Consider the following 17896-nt stretch of genomic DNA (forward strand, 5'->3'; position numbering starts at 1 on the left):
GGCAATATGTTTCAAATAAAAAAAATGAATCGTAAAACCATTCTATTGGGAAGCACGGTCATTCTTGCTTGTGCAGGGCTGGGAGGCTATGTACTTCTTCATCAGGTTAATCAACAACAAGCCATGAAAATGGTCGATAATAAGATTGATTCACTGACGGTCCAAGATGCTGTTAATAACAGTAAAAAAACAAGCCTAGTTTTATCTGGAGAAGTAGTTGCTAACAATAGTAGTAAGGTCAAGATTGACCCATCAAAAGGTGAAGTTAAGGAAGTATTCGTTAAAAATGGCGATACTGTTACACAAGGCCAGCCCCTCTTTTCCTATGTGACATCTCAGGAATTGACAGCTCAGTCTGCTCAGTATGATGCTCAAGCTAAAGCCAATAGCATTACGGCTGCACAAACTAGCGCATCTATCAAATGGGAAACCTATAACCGAAAGCTGGCTAATCTCAATACTCTTAAGAATAAATACAATTCTAGTAAGGATGAGTCTTTGTTAGATCAGATAAAATCTGCTGAAGATGAACTGGCTCAATCGCTAAGTGACGCAAAGACTGCTGACAATGAAGTAACGAATGCGCAGATTGAGGCTGAAAAGGCTCAGGTGACAGCTCAGACGGAATCAGACCGTATGAAATATGATACCGTGACGGCTGATACAGCGGGGACCATTACCTCTATGAACGAAGATCTTCCGACTCAGTCCAAGGCTAAAAAGGAAGAAGAAACCTTTATCGAAATCATGGACAAGTCCAAAACTCTGATCAAAGGAAGCGTTAGTGAATTTGATCGTGAGAAGCTGAGTGTGGGTCAGAGAGTAGATGTTGTGGACCGTAAGGATCCTAAGAAACGCTGGAGTGGTACCGTGACGCAAGTCGGCACCTTGACAACTGCAAATACTGGAAATAGCAATGGTGGAAATAAACAACAGGAAAATCCCAACCAAGGCAAGTTCCCTTATACTGTCGAGCTGGACCAAGGCGGTGAAATGCCACTTGTAGGCTCCCATTCTTATGTGAATGTCGTAGAAAATGCTCCTGAAGCCGGCAAGGTAGTCGTCAATAAGGCCTATACTTTCAGTAAAAATGGTAAGACCTATGTCTGGAAGGTAGAGGGTAAAAAGGTGAAAATGAAGGAAGTTAAGACCAAGAAAGTCTCTGACCGTTTGGTAGAGATTACAGAAGGTCTGACTATGAAGGATACCATTTCGACGCCTAGAGAAGGCATGAAAGACGGAATGGAGGTAGGACAGAATGTTAAAGCTTAAGAACATCCACAAATCTTATCAACAGGGCAGTCAGGAATTTCCGATTTTGAAAGGAATTGATTTGCATGTGAAAGAGGGGGATTTTCTAGCGATTATGGGGCCGTCTGGATCAGGTAAGTCCACTTTGATGAACATTATCGGCTGTTTGGACAAGGCTAGCGCAGGTTCTTATCATATCGAAGGGACTGACGTCTCTGACCTGTCTGACAACCAACTATCTGATTTGCGTAATCAGAAGATTGGCTTTGTTTTCCAGAATTTCAACCTCATGCCTAAGCTGACAGCCTGTCAAAATGTTGAACTGCCTCTGACTTACATGAAAGTTCCTAAAAAAGAGAGACGCGAGCGCGCTTTGGAAATGCTGCGATTGGTCGGTCTGGAAGAGAGAAGCGACTTTAAGCCTATGGAGCTGTCCGGCGGTCAAAAGCAACGGGTAGCTATTGCGCGTGCTCTGGTGACCAATCCCAGCTTTATTCTGGGAGACGAGCCGACTGGAGCGCTGGATACCAAGACCAGTGTTCAGATCATGGAGTTGTTCAAGCAGTTTAACGAACAAGGCAAAACTATTGTCATCATTACCCACGAGCCGGAAGTGGCTCAGCTTTGCAAGCAAACGGTTGTCTTGCGGGACGGTAATATAGAGACTCGGGCATTAGGATAGAAGGGGGCTATATGGAAGATATTTTTGTAGCTCTAAACTCCATCCTGTCCCACAAAATGCGCTCTATGCTGACCATGCTGGGGATTATCATCGGGATTGGCGCTATTATTGCTATCTTTTCCATCATTGAAGGAAATACAGAAAATACCAAACGTCAGCTGATCGGTGGTAGCAATAATACCATCAAAGTCGTCTACGACAAGAAAAGCGCCATCGATCCCTCTATTCCAGAGAAATCCCAAGCGCAGAAGCCTTCCTACATTCCTTTCATGGGAGAGGATGTCTTGTCCAAAATCAAGGAAATTCCTGGAGTTAAAAATGCTTTGATGACCTATGGGGCGGACGAAAAGATTTATTATCTTAGTCAAAAGTCATCTAGCAAGGTTCAGGCAGTTTCCCAGTCGGTAGCTGACATCAAGCAGCAACGGCTGTTGGAAGGGGAGGGATTTGACTCTGAAGCCTTCAAAAATCAAGAGCAAGTAGCTTATCTAGAAAAGTCTCTTTATGATACCCTCTTTCCTAAGGGAGACGGTATCGGTAAGTATGTAGAAGTCAAGGGCAATCCTTTTAAAGTTATTGGCGTCTTTGAGTCTACTGAGCAGAGTGGCCTGACCTCTGGTTCGGAAAAGGTAGCCTATATTCCTCTGCAACAATGGCATCGGATTTTTGATACCATCAATGTCAGCCCAGAAGTCACCGTTCAGACCCACAAAGCCGATGATTTGAAGAAGGTAGCCAAGAAAGTTAGTGATTACCTCAATCAGCAGATGCCTCAGTCAGACTATATGTTTGGTGTGCTAAATCTGCAAGAATTTGAACGTCAATTGGATAACCTTAACCAGTCTAACTTTGTCTTGCTAGCGGGTATTGCCAGCATCTCCCTATTAGTCGGAGGTATTGGGGTTATGAATATCATGCTGGTTTCGGTAACAGAGCGGACGCGTGAAATCGGGATTAAAAAGGCTCTCGGAGCTCGGCGCAAGATCATTCTTAAGCAATTTCTGATTGAAGCAGTCATCCTGACTCTGATGGGTGGTATTATTGGCGTAGTAGCAGGTATCGCCTCTGGTTTTGCTATTACCCAGTCTTTGGCCTATCCATATATTTTATCTCTGTTTTCTGTCTTTGTAAGTTTGCTCTTTTGTTGTATAATAGGAGTAGTATTTGGGCTCTTGCCGGCTGTGAAAGCATCCAAGCTGGATCCAATTGAAGCCCTGCGATTTGAATAAATAAAGGAGAATCAAGCATATATGCACAAGATTTTAGTAGTGGAAGACGATACTACGATCAATCAAGTCATTTGTGAATTTTTAAAAGAAAGTAACTATGCAGTTACACCAGTCTTTGATGGAGGCGAGGCTTTGCTTCAATTTGAAGCAGAGTCTTTTGACTTAGTTATTTTGGACATGATGTTGCCAACCATGAGTGGACTGGATGTCCTCAAGGAAATTCGCAAGACTTCTCAGATTCCAGTCATGATCCTGACGGCGCTAGATGACGAGTACACTCAGCTAGTCAGCTTTAACCACCTTATCAGTGACTATGTGACCAAGCCTTTCTCACCACTGATCTTGGTCAAACGGATTGAGAATATTCTGCGACGAAATACGGTTGCGTCAGAGATTACTGTTGGTGATTTGACCGTCTCTATCGATGATTGTACCGTTTACTGGCAGGAAGAAAAGATGCCTCTGACCAAGAAAGAGTACGAAATCTTGCAGGCTCTAGCCAAGAGAAAGGATCACTTAGTGACCCGCGATCAGCTCATGAATACCATTTGGGGCTACAGCGAGCTAGATAGCCGGGTGTTGGACAATCATATCAAGAACATTCGTAAGAAAATCCCAGGTATTCCTCTGAAAACCATCACAGGCATGGGCTATCAGCTTGGAGGAGAAGACACGTGAAGATTGTCAAAAAGAACTTCCTCTTGACGACTTTCATTATCTTTGTCGTTGTGACGATCGTTCTATCCACTCTCTATTTTGCCATGCCGGTTTACTACCAGCAGGTCAAGGGAGGAGAAGCCCAGCGTGAGTTTGCTCAGGTAGCCAAGCAGGTCAAGGGAAAGTCCAGCCAAGAAATCAGTGAGCTCTTGAGCAATTATAGCAAAAAAAGCAATCAGATCTGGTTCACCTTGTTAGCTAAAGACAATACGATTCTTTACCCAGCACTTGAAACGAATGGAGAAAGCTCTCTCCAGCTGACGATTGTTCCGACCATTGCCAATAGTAATTACGAAAGCAAGACTCTGTCAGAAAGCTTTCAGACGTCGGACGGAAAAGAAGTAGTCCTGCGAGGGGAATATTCTCTGCAACCCGTTTCGGATGCCAGTCGGATCTTGCTTAATCTCTATCCTTTTGTATTATTTTTGTCGTTGAGTCTGGGAGGGCTTGCTGCCTATCTCTATAGTCGGACCTCCAGTCAGCGAATTAAGGATATTTCCTCTAGCACTCGGCAAATGACGAGTCTGCTTCCAGATGTTTCCTGTCAGGTGAAAGGGCACGATGAGATTGCTGACTTAGCTCAGGATATCAATCACTTATATGCCAACCTCCTAGCAAGTATGGAAGCTCTGCGATTAGAAAATGAAAAAGTTGCAGAAAGCGAGCGCGAAAAGGCAGAATTTCTCCGAATGACCTCCCACGAACTCAAGACCCCCATCACCAGCATGATGGGAATGATTGACGGGATGATTTATGGAGTGGGTGATTTTAAAGATCGGGACAAATACCTACAGAAGTGCCGCGAAATATTGGAAGAACAATCAGGTCTAGTTCAGTCTATCCTAGCCATTTCAAAACTAGAAATGACCATGGAGACAGAGCGAGAAATCTTCTCTCTCAAAGAGCTGCTTGAAGCAAATATCAGTACCTACAAGGTTCTGGCTGACCTCAAGCATTATCAATTTAATGTCCAACTTTCAGAAACAAAAGTCCGAGGAAATAAGACCTATTTACTGAAAGCTATTAAAAATTTGATTGATAATGCCTTCCATTATACAGTAGAAGGCGGAGAAATCTTGGTTCGTTTAGAAGATGGGATGTTAGTTGTAGAAAATGAAGCTGAGCGAGTGTTGGATGAATCACAGATTCAGCAGATTTTCCAGCCGTTTTATCGACCAGACTACAGTCGCAATCGTAAGGATGGCGGTACAGGACTGGGACTCTTTATCGTGCAGCAAATTTTAGAAAAGCACCATCTCACTTATCGCTTTGAAGCAGTTGAAAATAGATGGATGCGCTTCACAATTTTTTTACCTCAAATGGAACAGATATGAGGCTGGGACAAAAGTCCTAGCCTCTCAATTGTTTTTGGATTGTCGAGTAAGACGCAGTGATTGAGTGGACTCTACTAGGCTGATTTCATCAGCTTTTACAGCCCTACTCAACTGTGCGGAGGTGGGACGACGAAATCGAATTCTAACGAATTACCGATTTCTGTCCCACTCTCATTTTTGCTTGGATTTTTATAGGATAAATGTTTGAAAAGCACTTTTATTCAAGTTTTGTTTTAAATTTAAAAGAAAAGTGCGAAAAACGCTTACAATATCACAAAATAATTGACTATTACCTTTATTAGGAGTAAACTAATGGGGTACATTTAAAAAATATAAAAGGAGAATTCATCATGAATTTAACATTTTTAGGACTTTGTATTGCCTGCTTTGGCGTCTCATTAGCTGAAGGTTTGATTATGAGCAATCTGTTTAAAGCAGCTTCACGTCAGCCAGAAATGGTTGATCAATTAAGAAGCTTGCTCATCATGGGTGTCGCTTTTGTTGAAGGTACTTTCTTCGTTACTTTGGTTATGTCTTTCATTATCAAATAGTTTTTTCTATTTTAGAAAAGGGGGTGTCAAACCTTGGAAGAGAGTCTTAATCCGACTATTCAGCTAGGCCCAATATCCTTTGATTTGACCCTGCTTGCTATGTCACTTGTGACCGTTTTGATGGTCTTTGGCTTTATCTACTGGGGCAGTAGAAAAATGTCCATCCGACCAAAAGGAAAGCAAAACTTACTTGAGTACGTCTATGATTTTGTCATTGGCTTTACTAAAGAAAATATTGGGGAACACTACATCAAAGATTATTCTTTGTTTATGTTTGCCTTGTTTCTTTTTATTGCAGTTGCCAATAATATCGGTTTGATGGCTAAAATTCAAACCACCAATGGCTACAATCTCTGGACCTCACCGACGGCAAATTTGGGCTATGACCTAGCCTTGTCCTTTATTATTACATTGATTAGTCATGTGGAAGGAATCCGTCGTCGTGGTTTTAAAGATTACTTAAAAGCTTTTGCAACACCTGGATTTATGACTCCAATGAATATCTTGGAAGAATTTACCAATTTTGCCTCCTTAGCTCTGCGGATTTTCGGAAATATCTTTGCAGGGGAAGTTTTGGCTGGCTTGTTGCTTACCTTGTCACAACAAGCATTTTATTGGTATCCAGCTGCTTTCCTAGGTAGTATGTTATGGACAGCCTTCTCGATATTTATTTCATGTATCCAGGCCTATGTCTTTACCATGCTGTCTTCGATGTATATCGGTAAGAAAATAAACGGTGAAGAATAGTAAGTAGAAAGGAAGAAAAGGAATGCACGTAACTATCGGTGCCATTATTGGTGACTTTATTCTCATCGCTGGTTCCTTCCTTTTATTAATTTTTTTAGTAAAGAAGTTTGCCTGGGGCAATATTACCAGTATCTTAGAAGAACGTTCTAAAAAGATTACGGATGATATTGACGGGGCTGAATCAGCCCGCAAAAAGGCTGAGGAACTTGCGCAAAAACGTGAGAACGAATTAGCAGGAAGTCGTCAGGAAGCAACGACGATTATCGAACATGCTAAGGAAACAGCTGAAAAAAATAAGGCTGGAATTTTAGCGGATGCAGCTGAAGAAGCTGGACGTTTGAAAGCAAAAGCCAATCAGGAAATTGCTCAAAGCAAGGCAGAAGCCTTGAATAGCATTAAAGACGATGTGGCTGACCTAACAGTAAGTCTTGCAAGTAAGATCTTGAGCCAGCAGCTTGATACAAAAGCACACAGTGAGCTTATTGATCGTTATATTGATAAATTAGGAGATGCTTAATGGACAAAAAGCACTATGCGGTAGTTGAAAAATATACCTTGCCTTTTGTTCAATTAGTATTTGAAAAAGGTCAGCAACAAGATGTTTTTGAAAAACTAAGCCAAATTAGGGCCGTGTTTGAGGAAACAAATCTTGCTGACTTTTTATCACATATTGGCGTTGATGAGGGAGAGAAGGAGAAGGCTCTTCGACTTTTCCAAAACTCAGATTCACAGCTGATTGATAACTTTATCGAAATCGTTATTCTCAATCATCGAGCAGATTTGTTCTACGATATGTTGGTAGAAATTCAGCATCAGATTGAGAAACAAAGCAATGAATTTGAAGTGACGGTTAAATCTGTTCAAGCATTGACAGACAGTCAAAAAGAAAGATTGAAACCAATGATTGAGCAAAAAATGGGCCTCAAGGTTCGCTCGCTCAAGCAGGAATTGGATGCCAGCCTGATTGGCGGCTTCGTCATTTCAGCCAATAATAAGACAATTGATGCAAGTATAAAACGTCAATTACAACTCGTAAAAGAAAATTTGAAATAGAAAGTGGTGTGAATTTTGGCGATTAACGCACAAGAAATCAGCGCTTTAATTAAGCAACAAATTGAAAATTTCCAGCCAAATTTTGACGTCACAGAAACTGGGGTCGTCACTTACATTGGTGATGGAATCGCTCGTGCCCACGGTCTTGATAATGCCATGAGTGGCGAGCTCTTGATTTTTGAAAATGGTTCTTATGGTATGGCTCAAAATTTGGAGTCAACCGATGTCGGAATTATTATCTTGGGTGATTTTACAGATATTCGTGAGGGCGATACGATTCGCCGCACGGGTAAAATCATGGAAGTTCCTGTCGGAGATGCTTTGATTGGTCGTGTCGTAGATCCACTTGGTCGTCCTGTTGACGGTTTGGGTGAGCTTGCTACAACTAAAACACGCCCTGTAGAAGCACCAGCTCCAGGAGTTATGCAACGGAAGTCTGTATCAGAACCATTGCAAACAGGTTTGAAAGCTATTGATGCCCTTGTACCAATTGGTCGTGGTCAGCGGGAATTGATTATCGGTGACCGTCAGACTGGTAAAACCAGCATTGCCATCGATGCGATCCTCAACCAAAAAGGGCAGGATATGATCTGTATCTATGTTGCTATTGGACAAAAAGAATCTACTGTCCGTACACAAGTGGAAACTCTCCGTCAGTATGGAGCCTTGGATTATACTATCGTGGTAACAGCGTCAGCTTCTCAGCCTTCTCCATTACTTTTCTTGGCTCCTTATGCCGGTGTAGCAATGGCTGAAGAATTTATGTACAATGGCAAGCACGTCCTCATTGTTTATGATGACTTGTCAAAACAAGCGGTAGCTTATCGTGAGCTTTCCCTCTTGCTTCGTCGTCCGCCAGGTCGTGAAGCCTTCCCAGGGGATGTCTTCTATCTTCACAGCCGTCTGCTTGAACGTTCGGCTAAGGTTTCTGATGAGCTGGGTGGTGGTTCAATCACTGCATTGCCATTCATCGAAACGCAGGCAGGAGATATCTCTGCCTATATCGCGACCAACGTAATTTCAATCACAGATGGACAAATCTTCCTTGGAGATGGTCTCTTTAATGCAGGGATTCGTCCAGCTATTGACGCTGGTTCTTCTGTATCTCGGGTAGGTGGATCTGCACAAATCAAGGCCATGAAGAAGGTTGCAGGAACCCTGCGTATTGACCTTGCTTCATATCGTGAGTTGGAAGCCTTTACCAAATTTGGTAGTGACCTCGATGCAGCAACCCAGGCTAAGTTGAACCGTGGACGCCGTACAGTAGAAGTATTGAAACAGCCAGTTCATGAGCCACTGCCAGTTGAAAAGCAAGTTGTGATCCTCTATGCGTTGACTCACGGCTTCCTTGATGCAGTACCAGTAGATGAGATTCTTCGGTTTGAAGCAGAGATTTTTGCTTACTTTGACGCTCATCATGAAGACATTTATGAAACCATTCGTCAGACAAAAGATTTGCCGAGTGAAGAAGTGCTGGACGCCGCTATTACTGAATTTATCAATCAGTCTAACTTCAAATAAGAATAGAGGTGTCAGATGGCAGTTTCATTAAATGATATAAAAAATAAAATTGCATCCACAAAAAACACCAGTCAAATCACTAATGCGATGCAGATGGTTTCTGCATCTAAGTTGGGCAAATCCGAAGAAGCGGCAAAGAACTTTCAAGTCTATGCTTCTAAGGTTCGGAAACTCTTGACCGACCTTTTGCATGGTCATGAGGAAGAAAATGTTAGCCATCATCCACTGCTAAAGAGCAGACCAGTTCAGAAAACGGCTTATATCGTCATTACGTCTGATCGTGGTTTGGTCGGTGGCTACAACGCAACCATTCTCAAATCCATGATGGAATTGATTTCGGAATACCACGAAAAGGATGACTATGTCATTATTTCGATCGGTGGAATGGGAGCGGATTTCTTCCGAGCACGGGGCATTCAGCCAATTTATGAATTGCGCGGTTTAGCCAATCATCCGAGTTTTGATGAAGTTCGGAAAATCATTTCCAAGACCATTGAAATGTATCAGAATGAGCTTTTTGATGAACTTTATGTGTGTTATAACCACCATGTCAACAGTTTGACCAGTCAGATGCGGGTAGAGCAGATGTTGCCAATCGTCGACTTGGATCCTAGTGAAGCCGATGAGAACTATATCCTCAATCTAGAACTAGAATCCAGTCGAAATGCGATTTTAGATCAGCTCTTGCCTCAGTTTGCTGAAAGTATGATTTACGGGGCCATTATTGACGCAAAAACTGCTGAAAATGCTGCTGGTATGACAGCCATGCAAACAGCAACAGATAACGCTAAAAAAGTTATCAATGATTTGACCATTCAGTATAACCGTGCTAGACAAGCAGCTATCACGCAGGAAATTACTGAAATTGTGGCGGGTGCAAGTGCACTGGAATAGTGTCACAGAAAATAAATAGTATAAAGAGGAGAAAAGAATGAGCTCAGGCAAAATTACTCAGGTTATCGGACCGGTTGTAGACGTAGCGTTTGCAGCTGGCGACAAGCTACCTGAGATCAATAATGCACTTGTAGTCTATAAAAATGACGAAAAAAAATCAAAAATCGTCCTTGAAGTAGCTCTTGAGCTTGGTGATGGAGTGGTTCGGACCATCGCTATGGAATCAACGGATGGGTTGACTCGTGGCATGGAAGTGCTAGATACTGGCCGTCCAATTTCTGTGCCAGTCGGCAAAGAAACACTTGGTCGCGTCTTTAACGTTTTGGGAGATACCATTGACTTGGATGCTCCTTTTGCGGATGATGCAGAGCGCCAGCCAATCCATAAGAAAGCTCCAACCTTTGATGAGTTGTCTACTTCATCAGAGATCTTAGAGACAGGTATCAAGGTTATCGACCTGTTAGCCCCTTATCTGAAAGGTGGTAAAGTTGGACTCTTCGGTGGTGCCGGAGTTGGTAAGACCGTCTTGATTCAGGAATTGATTCATAACATTGCCCAAGAACATGGTGGTATTTCCGTGTTTACCGGTGTTGGGGAACGTACCCGTGAAGGGAATGACCTTTACTGGGAAATGAAGGAGTCTGGCGTTATCGAGAAAACAGCCATGGTCTTCGGTCAGATGAATGAGCCACCAGGAGCGCGTATGCGGGTTGCTTTAACTGGTTTGACGATTGCAGAGTACTTCCGTGATGTGGAAGGTCAAGATGTGCTTCTTTTCATTGACAATATCTTCCGTTTCACGCAGGCAGGTTCTGAGGTTTCTGCCCTTTTGGGTCGGATGCCATCAGCCGTTGGTTACCAACCAACACTTGCGACTGAAATGGGACAACTCCAAGAGCGTATTACATCGACTAAGAAAGGTTCTGTAACTTCTATTCAGGCCATCTACGTACCAGCCGATGACTATACTGACCCAGCTCCAGCAACGGCTTTCGCCCACTTGGACTCTACAACCAACTTGGAACGTAAATTGGTTCAATTGGGAATTTATCCAGCCGTTGATCCGCTTGCTTCAAGCTCTCGAGCTCTTTCTCCCGAGATTGTTGGTGAAGAGCACTATGCAGTGGCAGCTGAAGTAAAACGCGTATTGCAACGTTATCATGAATTGCAGGATATCATTGCCATCCTAGGTATGGATGAGTTGTCAGATGAAGAAAAGACTTTGGTTGCGCGTGCGCGTCGGATTCAATTCTTCCTATCTCAAAACTTCAACGTTGCGGAGCAATTTACTGGTCAGCCGGGATCTTATGTGCCTGTGGCTGAGACAGTTCGTGGCTTTAAAGAAATCCTCGAAGGCAAGTACGATAAGTTACCAGAAGATGCCTTCCGTGGTGTCGGTTCGATTGAGGATGTCATCGCTAAAGCTGAAAAAATGGGATTCTAAGAGGTGAATGATGGCTCAAATGACAGTACAAATCGTTACACCGGATGGTCTGATTTATGACCACCGTGCTGCATTTGTTTCCGTAAAAACGATTGACGGAGAAATGGGGATTTTGCCTCGCCATATCAATACAATTGCTGTTTTGGAAGTGGATCAAGTCAAGGTACGCAGAATCGATGATGACAAGCATATTGACTGGATTGCGGTCAACGGTGGCATCATAGAAATTGCTGATAATGTGATTACTATTATCGCAGACTCAGCTGAGCGTGAGCGTGATATTGATATCAGCCGCGCTGAACGAGCTAAGCTACGTGCTGAGAAAGAGATCGAAGAAGCCCAAGACAAGCATTTGATTGACCAAGAGCGACGTGCTAAAATCGCCCTCCAGCGTGCCATCAACCGTATTAACGTTGGAACAAGAATGTAATGAAAAAAGAATGGAATTTCCATTCTTTTTTGCTGTCCCATACTCCTTTCCGCTAGAAATCGCTCTTCTTATGGTATAATAAAGTCTATGATAGAATTAATGTTTCGATTATGCAGTCATCTGCTCTTTATCTTTATGTCTTTTCATCTTTTGTCTACAGTGGTCTGTTGGGAAAGATTGCTAAAAGTAAATGCTGATAATGCCATCAAAATTCGTTTTTTGATTTTATTGCTAAGTATTGCCTTGGGCTACATGGCTAGCCTATTTTTTATCGGTATTTATGATATGAGTCGGGCAATCTTTAATGGAACTTTATAAGGTCAGAATCTTGATTTTATGGTATGATAGTAAGGATGAATTTATAAGGTTTGGAGTAACTATTTAGTATGGAAAAAATTATTATTCAGGGTGGAAATAACCGTCTGGTTGGCAGAGTTAAGATTGAAGGAGCTAAAAATGCTGTGCTGCCGCTGTTGGCAGCAACTGTTTTAGCCAGTGAGGGAAAAACAACTCTTAAAAATGTGCCAGTTCTTTCCGATGTTTTTACCATGAACAATGTTGTTCGCGGCTTGAATACGCAGGTAGACTTTGATCAAGATGAAAATACTGTAGTTGTAGATGCGACTAAACCATTAACCGAAGAGGCTCCTTATAAGTATGTCAGCAAGATGCGGGCTTCGATTGTTGTATTGGGTCCCATTCTTGCTCGAAATGGGCATGCTAAAGTGTCCATGCCGGGCGGTTGTACGATTGGTAGCCGACCTATCGATCTTCATTTGAAGGGCTTGGAAGCAATGGGTGCTCAGATTACGCAGACTGCAGGATACATCGAAGCCAAGGCAGACCGCTTGATGGGGGCGCATATTTACATGGACTTCCCAAGTGTTGGTGCGACACAGAATATTATGATGGCAGCGACTTTGGCTCAAGGTACCACTGTTATTGAAAATGCTGCTCGAGAACCTGAAATTGTCGACTTGGCCTTACTATTAAATAAAATGGGAGCTAAAGTCAGAGGGGCAGGAACGGAGAATATAACAATCATCGGTGTTGAAAAACTTCATGGAGCTGAGCACAATGTCGTGCAAGACCGTATCGAAGCTGGTACATTTATGGTTGCCGCTGCTATGACGGGTGGTGATTTGCTAATTGAGGATGCGATTTGGGAGCACAACCGTCCGCTTCTATCAAAGATGCAAGAAATGGGTGTAGAAGTGACGGAAGAAGACGAAGGAATTCGCGTCCGCTCAGATGTTTCAAAGTTAAAAGCTGTTTCTGTCAAAACCTTGCCTTATCCAGGTTTCCCAACCGATATGCAGGCTCAGTTTACTGCCTTGATGGCGATAGCTCAAGGAGAGTCTGTCATGGTTGAGACGGTCTTTGAAAACCGCTTCCAGCACTTAGAAGAGATGCGACGGATGGGTCTTCACTCCGATATTATGCGGGATACCGCTCGGATTTGGGGTGGTAGCAGTTTGCAAGGAGCAGAAGTGATGTCGACAGATCTTCGAGCTAGTGCGACCTTGATTTTGATGGGCTTGATTGCTGAAGGGGAAACAAAGGTTAGCAAGTTGGTCCATTTGGATCGTGGCTATTATAAATTTCACGAAAAGCTGGCGGCTCTTGGTGCCAACATCAAACGCGTAAAGGAAGAAGATGATGAGTGAAAATTGGAAATATTTGGCTAGACAACTAGGCATCATGGCCTTGGTGCTGGTAGTCGCTTTTATCATTTTTTGTCTTGGTCTGGTCATCGGATATGGCGTGATTGGAAATGCAGAAAATCCTTGGTCTATCTTATCGCTAGATACTTGGAATGAACTTGTTTCTAAGTTCACTGGTCATTAATCTGCTAAGATACCCGAAAAATTACCGACTGTGCAGAATTTTGCGCAGTCCTTTTAAATGGAAAAGGAAAGATGCCAAAAAGAAAGAAATTACAAAAAAAGAGCACTAAATCTACTCAGACTATAGCTGGGCTTCTTGTTGCTCTGACTTTATCACTGGGAGCCTACTTTTTTGGAAATGGCACTCAGTCACCAGCGGTAAATACATCGTCAGCCATTAGTCAAAATAGGGATACCAGCACACCAGATCAAGCGCTGGCTGAGAGTGTTCTCACAGACTCAGTGCGTTCTCAACTTGGTGGAAAAATCGAGTGGAATGGGGCTGGTGCCTTCATCATCAATGAAAATCAAACAAACTTAGACGCCAAAGTTTCGAGTGTCCCTTATGCGGATAATAAAACGAAGATGGTTCAGGGGCAGACGGTTCCAACAGTTGCCAATGCCTTGCTTGCCAAATCGACCCGCCAGTATAAATCACGGGAAGAAACAGGGAATGCGTCTACTTCTTGGGTTCCTGCTGGTTGGCACCAAGTCAAACATCTATCAGGTGACTATAATCATGCAGTGGATCGCGGACATCTCTTGGCTTACTCTCTAATCGGTGGCTTAAAGGGCTTTGATGCTTCCACTAGCAATCCAGCCAATATCGCAGTCCAGACAGCTTGGGCCAATCAGGCCAATAAAGACAACTCGACGGGGCAGAATTACTATGAAACTCAGATTCGTCGTGCCTTGGATCAGAATAAGCGAGTCCGTTATCGTGTCACCTTGATCTATGCTTCGGAAAATGATCTGGTGTCCTCTGGCTCGCATTTAGAAGCTAAGTCCAGCGATGGAAGTTTGGAATTCAATGTTTTTGTCCCAAATGTCCAGTCAGGAATTGTCCTTGATTATCGCACTGGCAAAGTGAGCATTAGATAAATATGATTTAAATAATATGATCCATTTGAAGTTAGCAGCTAGGATGATTTGTGTGCTTCAATAGACTTGTCGGTATCTCAAGAGATGCCGATTTTTATTTTGAGTGAAATAAGCACAAACTAAACGTAAAAAATCCCATGCAAACCTTTTCACCGTTAAAAAAATCTGCTATAATAAGAGGGAGAACGAATACAGAGGAGAATATCATGTCAAAAAAAATTATTGGGATTGACCTTGGTGGTACATCTATCAAATTTGCAATTTTAACGCAAGAGGGTGAAATCCAAGAAAAATGGTCTATTAAAACTAATATTTTGGATGAAGGAAGCCATATTGTAGACGATATGATTGAGTCTATTCAGCATCGTTTGGAGCTCCTAAATCTATCAGCTGAGGACTTTGTCGGAATTGGCATGGGATCACCGGGTGTGGTTGATCGTGAGAAAGGGACTGTTATAGGTGCCTATAACCTAAACTGGAAGACCCTCCAGCCAGTAAAAGAGAAAATCGAAAAAGCGACAGGCATTCCATTCTTCATTGATAATGATGCCAACGTAGCTGCGCTTGGTGAGCGTTGGATGGGTGCTGGTGAAAACCAGCCAGACGTTGTCTTTATGACGCTTGGTACAGGTGTTGGTGGCGGTATCGTTGCGGAAGGTAAATTGCTCCACGGTATGGCAGGTGCGGCAGGCGAGCTGGGCCATATCACTGTTGATTTCGATCAACCAATCGTATGTACTTGTGGTAAGAAAGGCTGTCTTGAAACAGTAGCTTCTGCAACAGGGATTGTCAATTTGACTCGTCGTTACGCTGATGAATATGAGGGTGACGCAACTTTGAAACGCTTGATTGATAACGGAGAAGAAGTAACCGCTAAAACTGTATTTGATTTGGCAAAAGAAGGCGACGATCTTGCCTTGATCGTTTATCGTAACTTCTCACGTTACTTGGGGATTGCTTGTGCCAATATCGGCTCTATCCTAAACCCTTCAACCATTGTTATCGGTGGCGGAGTGTCAGCAGCGGGAGAATTCCTTCTACAAGGTGTCCAAAAAGTTTATGATGAAAATACCTTCCCACAAGTGCGTACATCAACTAAATTGGCGCTGGCTACACTTGGAAATGATGCTGGCGTAATTGGAGCAGCTTCGCTGGTACTTCAATAGTTCTAATTACTTCCTCTCTTAGCATAGCTATAAGGAGGGCTAAAAATGAAGAGAAAAGTTGCATATTTTCTAATATTATTTCCCATTTTTCTTTTGATCCTATCCGCTTGCAAATCAAAGACAGAAGGTTTTCTGACCATATTGGATAGTCAGAATCAGCAAGTTTATCAGACGAATAATACCAAAACTTTGGATGAATTTGCAGACATTCTGGATAAGGTCGAATCTGAGGAAGATAATGAAGATGCCTGGGTTGATTTACCTGATGATGCAGAGGTTAATTACATCTACGATATTAGTGGGAGAAAGGGAGAAAGTGGCGTTAAATTCACGACCTACAAAAACTACCCCTATGTCACCCTTTCAAATATCCCTGCTGTGTCAGATATTACCTTGAGATTATCAGAAAAAGATGCTAAAAAACTTAATCATCCAGATGAATGGGTCAAATAAAGTTTTCTCCTGCTAAACTTGGCAGGAGAATTTTTTTGAAAAATTTGCTATACTAAAGAAAGTTTAAGGATTCAGGAGATATCATGACCAAAGCAGATACGATTTTTAAAGAGAATATAAAAAAGATTATGGAGCAAGGTGTTTTTTCTGAGAATGCCCGTCCGCGCTACAAGGATGGAAATGTGGCCAACTCTAAATATATCACTGGTTCTTTCGCAGAATACGATTTGAGCAAGGGAGAGTTCCCAATCACGACTCTGCGCCCCATTGCTATCAAGTCTGCCATCAAGGAAGTGCTCTGGATCTATCAAGACCAGTCTAATAGCTTGGAACTGCTCAACGACAAGTATCATGTTCACTATTGGAATGACTGGGAAGTTGGCGACACGGGTACTATTGGCCAGCGCTATGGTGCTGTTGTCAAGAAGCACAATATTATCCATAAAATTCTCCAACAGCTGGAAGCCAATCCTTGGAATCGTCGCAATATCATCTCTCTCTGGGATTATGAAGCGTTTGAAGAAACAGACGGTCTGCTTCCATGTGCTTTTCAAACCATGTTTGACGTTCGTCGTGTGGATGGGGAGATTTATCTGGATGCGACTCTGACCCAGCGCTCAAATGATATGCTAGTTGCTCACCACATCAATGCTATGCAGTATGTGGCTCTGCAGATGATGATTGCCAAGCATTTTGGTTGGAAAGTCGGCAAGTTCTTTTACTTTATCAATAACTTGCACATCTATGACAATCAGTTCGAGCAGGCGGAGGAACTCTTACGCCGAGAACCTAGCGACTGCCAACCTCGACTCGTTTTAAATGTGCCAGATGGGACCAATTTCTTTGATATCAAAGCGGAAGATTTTGAGTTATTAGATTATGATCCGGTCAAACCTCAACTCAAGTTTGATTTGGCGATTTGATTGTATTTTTCCTACTGAATGACAGTCAGTAGGTTTTTTAATTTTCAAGAGCAAATGATTGAAATATATTTTGTAAGTGCTATAATGACAATAGATATATGTGTTTCGCTAGTGCCTATCTCGGAGGTATTGATATGGAAGCAAATTTTTTAACACATAGAAGCAGGAGAAAACTCTTTAGTCTGGGCATTTGTTCATTTTTGCTTGGTCTATCGGTTTCTGTGACACCGATGGCTGTTGTGGGTGCGGATGAAGTCCAGCAGGCAGAGTCCCAACTTGAGCAAATTGCGGATTCTTCAATGGAAGAAGATGACTTTCTGCAGCTTGTAGACCAAGGTTCGGATGGGGCAAATCAGGGAAAGAAATCCTATACGATTGATTTGCTTTGTCATGGAAAAGGCCCTAAGAATAAAGGGACCGAGCAAAGCAATGCTGATGCTTCAACTGAAGGTAAGTCAGTCAAAAGAGAGGGATGCGATATTGATCCCTTAGCGGATAAAAAAGAGGCTGCCACTGCTGAGCCTAAGAAGACAGACTCAACGCTCTTGAATGTCTCCCTGTTTGGCCTTGTGGCTGCTGTTGTAGGATTTATCTTTGTCAAAAAGATGAAGAAAGGGTGATTTACCTAGCAAACGAATAGTCGATAATCTTTTTGGTTATCGATTTTTTATCTGGATTGGCTGACAAAAATAAATAGATAGAAGTGATAGTCCAAACAAGTCTTTTTTAATAA

Annotated in this window: 21 protein-coding genes; all 21 read left to right on the forward strand. The window is 42.6% G+C overall.

The window, feature by feature from the left end:
* Window positions 1-6: 6 nt before the first annotated feature.
* The 21 genes from HBA50_RS03890 to HBA50_RS03995 all read left to right on the forward strand — a co-directional run bounded on the left by HBA50_RS03890 (window position 7) and on the right by HBA50_RS03995 (window position 17783).
* Window positions 7-1272, forward strand: a complete 1266-nt coding sequence (locus HBA50_RS03890; RefSeq protein ID WP_045496776.1) for an efflux RND transporter periplasmic adaptor subunit — start codon at window positions 7-9, stop codon at window positions 1270-1272.
* Window positions 1259-1933: an ABC transporter ATP-binding protein gene (locus HBA50_RS03895; RefSeq protein WP_005589728.1), complete on the forward strand. Its 675-nt coding sequence runs from the start codon at window positions 1259-1261 to the stop codon at window positions 1931-1933. The genes HBA50_RS03890 and HBA50_RS03895 overlap by 14 nt, the downstream gene beginning before the upstream one ends.
* 11 nt (window positions 1934-1944) lie before the next feature.
* Entirely contained in the window at window positions 1945-3162 is a 1218-nt protein-coding gene (locus HBA50_RS03900; RefSeq protein ID WP_045496780.1) for an ABC transporter permease, read from the forward strand.
* 21 nt (window positions 3163-3183) lie between these two features.
* Window positions 3184-3840, forward strand: a complete 657-nt coding sequence (locus HBA50_RS03905; protein ID WP_045496783.1) for a response regulator transcription factor — start codon at window positions 3184-3186, stop codon at window positions 3838-3840.
* Window positions 3837-5213, forward strand: coding sequence for a sensor histidine kinase (locus HBA50_RS03910; RefSeq protein ID WP_045496786.1), 1377 nt, complete (start codon window positions 3837-3839; stop codon window positions 5211-5213). Before HBA50_RS03905 ends, HBA50_RS03910 begins: the two co-directional genes overlap by 4 nt.
* 350 nt (window positions 5214-5563) lie before the next feature.
* Window positions 5564-5764, forward strand: coding sequence for a F0F1 ATP synthase subunit C (locus HBA50_RS03920; protein WP_005589732.1), 201 nt, complete (start codon window positions 5564-5566; stop codon window positions 5762-5764).
* A gap of 33 nt (window positions 5765-5797) precedes the next feature.
* Window positions 5798-6511, forward strand: coding sequence for a F0F1 ATP synthase subunit A (gene atpB, locus HBA50_RS03925; RefSeq protein ID WP_045496788.1), 714 nt, complete (start codon window positions 5798-5800; stop codon window positions 6509-6511).
* A gap of 22 nt (window positions 6512-6533) precedes the next feature.
* A complete protein-coding gene (gene atpF / locus HBA50_RS03930) occupies window positions 6534-7028 on the forward strand; it encodes a F0F1 ATP synthase subunit B (protein WP_005589735.1) in 495 nt (164 codons plus the stop codon).
* On the forward strand, window positions 7028-7564 hold the full coding sequence (locus HBA50_RS03935; protein ID WP_045496791.1) for a F0F1 ATP synthase subunit delta: 537 nt from the start codon (window positions 7028-7030) through the stop codon (window positions 7562-7564). The genes atpF and HBA50_RS03935 overlap by 1 nt, the downstream gene beginning before the upstream one ends.
* Before the next feature lie 15 nt (window positions 7565-7579).
* Window positions 7580-9085 carry a F0F1 ATP synthase subunit alpha gene (gene atpA / locus HBA50_RS03940; RefSeq protein ID WP_045496794.1) on the forward strand — a complete coding sequence of 502 codons (1506 nt, stop codon included), beginning with the start codon at window positions 7580-7582 and terminating at the stop codon, window positions 9083-9085.
* Window positions 9086-9100: 15 nt separating this feature from the next.
* Entirely contained in the window at window positions 9101-9979 is an 879-nt protein-coding gene (locus HBA50_RS03945) for a F0F1 ATP synthase subunit gamma (protein WP_005589739.1), read from the forward strand.
* Between the two features lie 37 nt (window positions 9980-10016).
* Window positions 10017-11423, forward strand: a complete 1407-nt coding sequence (gene atpD / locus HBA50_RS03950) for a F0F1 ATP synthase subunit beta (RefSeq protein ID WP_005589740.1) — start codon at window positions 10017-10019, stop codon at window positions 11421-11423.
* Window positions 11424-11430: 7 nt separating this feature from the next.
* Complete coding sequence (locus tag HBA50_RS03955; protein ID WP_005589741.1) at window positions 11431-11853, forward strand: F0F1 ATP synthase subunit epsilon; 423 nt, start codon at window positions 11431-11433, stop codon at window positions 11851-11853.
* 87 nt (window positions 11854-11940) lie between these two features.
* Window positions 11941-12171 (forward strand): DUF1146 family protein, encoded by a 231-nt coding sequence (locus HBA50_RS03960; protein WP_045496797.1) that lies wholly within the window; start codon window positions 11941-11943, stop codon window positions 12169-12171.
* 68 nt (window positions 12172-12239) lie between these two features.
* The gene (murA, locus tag HBA50_RS03965; RefSeq protein ID WP_045496800.1) at window positions 12240-13520 is read left to right on the forward strand and encodes a UDP-N-acetylglucosamine 1-carboxyvinyltransferase; all 1281 of its coding nucleotides are present in this window, start codon (window positions 12240-12242) and stop codon (window positions 13518-13520) included.
* Window positions 13513-13701, forward strand: a complete 189-nt coding sequence (locus HBA50_RS03970; protein WP_045496803.1) for a DNA-directed RNA polymerase subunit beta — start codon at window positions 13513-13515, stop codon at window positions 13699-13701. Before murA ends, HBA50_RS03970 begins: the two co-directional genes overlap by 8 nt.
* A 71-nt stretch (window positions 13702-13772) precedes the next feature.
* Complete coding sequence (locus HBA50_RS03975; RefSeq protein ID WP_045496806.1) at window positions 13773-14621, forward strand: DNA/RNA non-specific endonuclease; 849 nt, start codon at window positions 13773-13775, stop codon at window positions 14619-14621.
* A gap of 206 nt (window positions 14622-14827) precedes the next feature.
* Window positions 14828-15787 (forward strand): ROK family glucokinase, encoded by a 960-nt coding sequence (locus HBA50_RS03980; RefSeq protein ID WP_045496809.1) that lies wholly within the window; start codon window positions 14828-14830, stop codon window positions 15785-15787.
* Between the two features lie 45 nt (window positions 15788-15832).
* The gene (locus HBA50_RS03985; RefSeq protein ID WP_045496812.1) at window positions 15833-16240 is read left to right on the forward strand and encodes a hypothetical protein; all 408 of its coding nucleotides are present in this window, start codon (window positions 15833-15835) and stop codon (window positions 16238-16240) included.
* An 83-nt stretch (window positions 16241-16323) separates the two neighbouring features.
* Complete coding sequence (locus HBA50_RS03990) at window positions 16324-17163, forward strand: thymidylate synthase (protein WP_045496815.1); 840 nt, start codon at window positions 16324-16326, stop codon at window positions 17161-17163.
* Between the two features lie 134 nt (window positions 17164-17297).
* Window positions 17298-17783: a hypothetical protein gene (locus tag HBA50_RS03995; protein WP_045496817.1), complete on the forward strand. Its 486-nt coding sequence runs from the start codon at window positions 17298-17300 to the stop codon at window positions 17781-17783.
* The last annotated feature ends 113 nt before the right edge of the window (window positions 17784-17896 follow it).

This window comes from Streptococcus cristatus ATCC 51100 (genome assembly GCF_011612585.1).
Lineage (GTDB): Bacteria > Bacillota > Bacilli > Lactobacillales > Streptococcaceae > Streptococcus > Streptococcus cristatus_H.

Excerpts from the sequence above, each read along its gene's own strand:
- HBA50_RS03890 (WP_045496776.1), top strand. The coding sequence starts at position 7 with ATGTTTCAAATAAAAAAAATGAATCGTAAAACCATTCTATTGGGAAGC.
- HBA50_RS03895 (WP_005589728.1), top strand. The coding sequence starts at position 1,259 with ATGTTAAAGCTTAAGAACATCCACAAATCTTATCAACAGGGCAGTCAG.
- HBA50_RS03900 (WP_045496780.1), top strand. The coding sequence starts at position 1,945 with ATGGAAGATATTTTTGTAGCTCTAAACTCCATCCTGTCCCACAAAATG.
- HBA50_RS03905 (WP_045496783.1), top strand. The coding sequence starts at position 3,184 with ATGCACAAGATTTTAGTAGTGGAAGACGATACTACGATCAATCAAGTC.
- HBA50_RS03920 (WP_005589732.1), top strand. The coding sequence starts at position 5,564 with ATGAATTTAACATTTTTAGGACTTTGTATTGCCTGCTTTGGCGTCTCA.
- atpF (WP_005589735.1), top strand. The coding sequence starts at position 6,534 with ATGCACGTAACTATCGGTGCCATTATTGGTGACTTTATTCTCATCGCT.
- HBA50_RS03935 (WP_045496791.1), top strand. The coding sequence starts at position 7,028 with ATGGACAAAAAGCACTATGCGGTAGTTGAAAAATATACCTTGCCTTTT.
- HBA50_RS03945 (WP_005589739.1), top strand. The coding sequence starts at position 9,101 with ATGGCAGTTTCATTAAATGATATAAAAAATAAAATTGCATCCACAAAA.
- atpD (WP_005589740.1), top strand. The coding sequence starts at position 10,017 with ATGAGCTCAGGCAAAATTACTCAGGTTATCGGACCGGTTGTAGACGTA.
- HBA50_RS03955 (WP_005589741.1), top strand. The coding sequence starts at position 11,431 with ATGATGGCTCAAATGACAGTACAAATCGTTACACCGGATGGTCTGATT.
- HBA50_RS03960 (WP_045496797.1), top strand. The coding sequence starts at position 11,941 with ATGATAGAATTAATGTTTCGATTATGCAGTCATCTGCTCTTTATCTTT.
- murA (WP_045496800.1), top strand. The coding sequence starts at position 12,240 with ATGGAAAAAATTATTATTCAGGGTGGAAATAACCGTCTGGTTGGCAGA.
- HBA50_RS03970 (WP_045496803.1), top strand. The coding sequence starts at position 13,513 with ATGAGTGAAAATTGGAAATATTTGGCTAGACAACTAGGCATCATGGCC.
- HBA50_RS03975 (WP_045496806.1), top strand. The coding sequence starts at position 13,773 with ATGCCAAAAAGAAAGAAATTACAAAAAAAGAGCACTAAATCTACTCAG.
- HBA50_RS03980 (WP_045496809.1), top strand. The coding sequence starts at position 14,828 with ATGTCAAAAAAAATTATTGGGATTGACCTTGGTGGTACATCTATCAAA.
- HBA50_RS03985 (WP_045496812.1), top strand. The coding sequence starts at position 15,833 with ATGAAGAGAAAAGTTGCATATTTTCTAATATTATTTCCCATTTTTCTT.
- HBA50_RS03990 (WP_045496815.1), top strand. The coding sequence starts at position 16,324 with ATGACCAAAGCAGATACGATTTTTAAAGAGAATATAAAAAAGATTATG.
- HBA50_RS03995 (WP_045496817.1), top strand. The coding sequence starts at position 17,298 with ATGGAAGCAAATTTTTTAACACATAGAAGCAGGAGAAAACTCTTTAGT.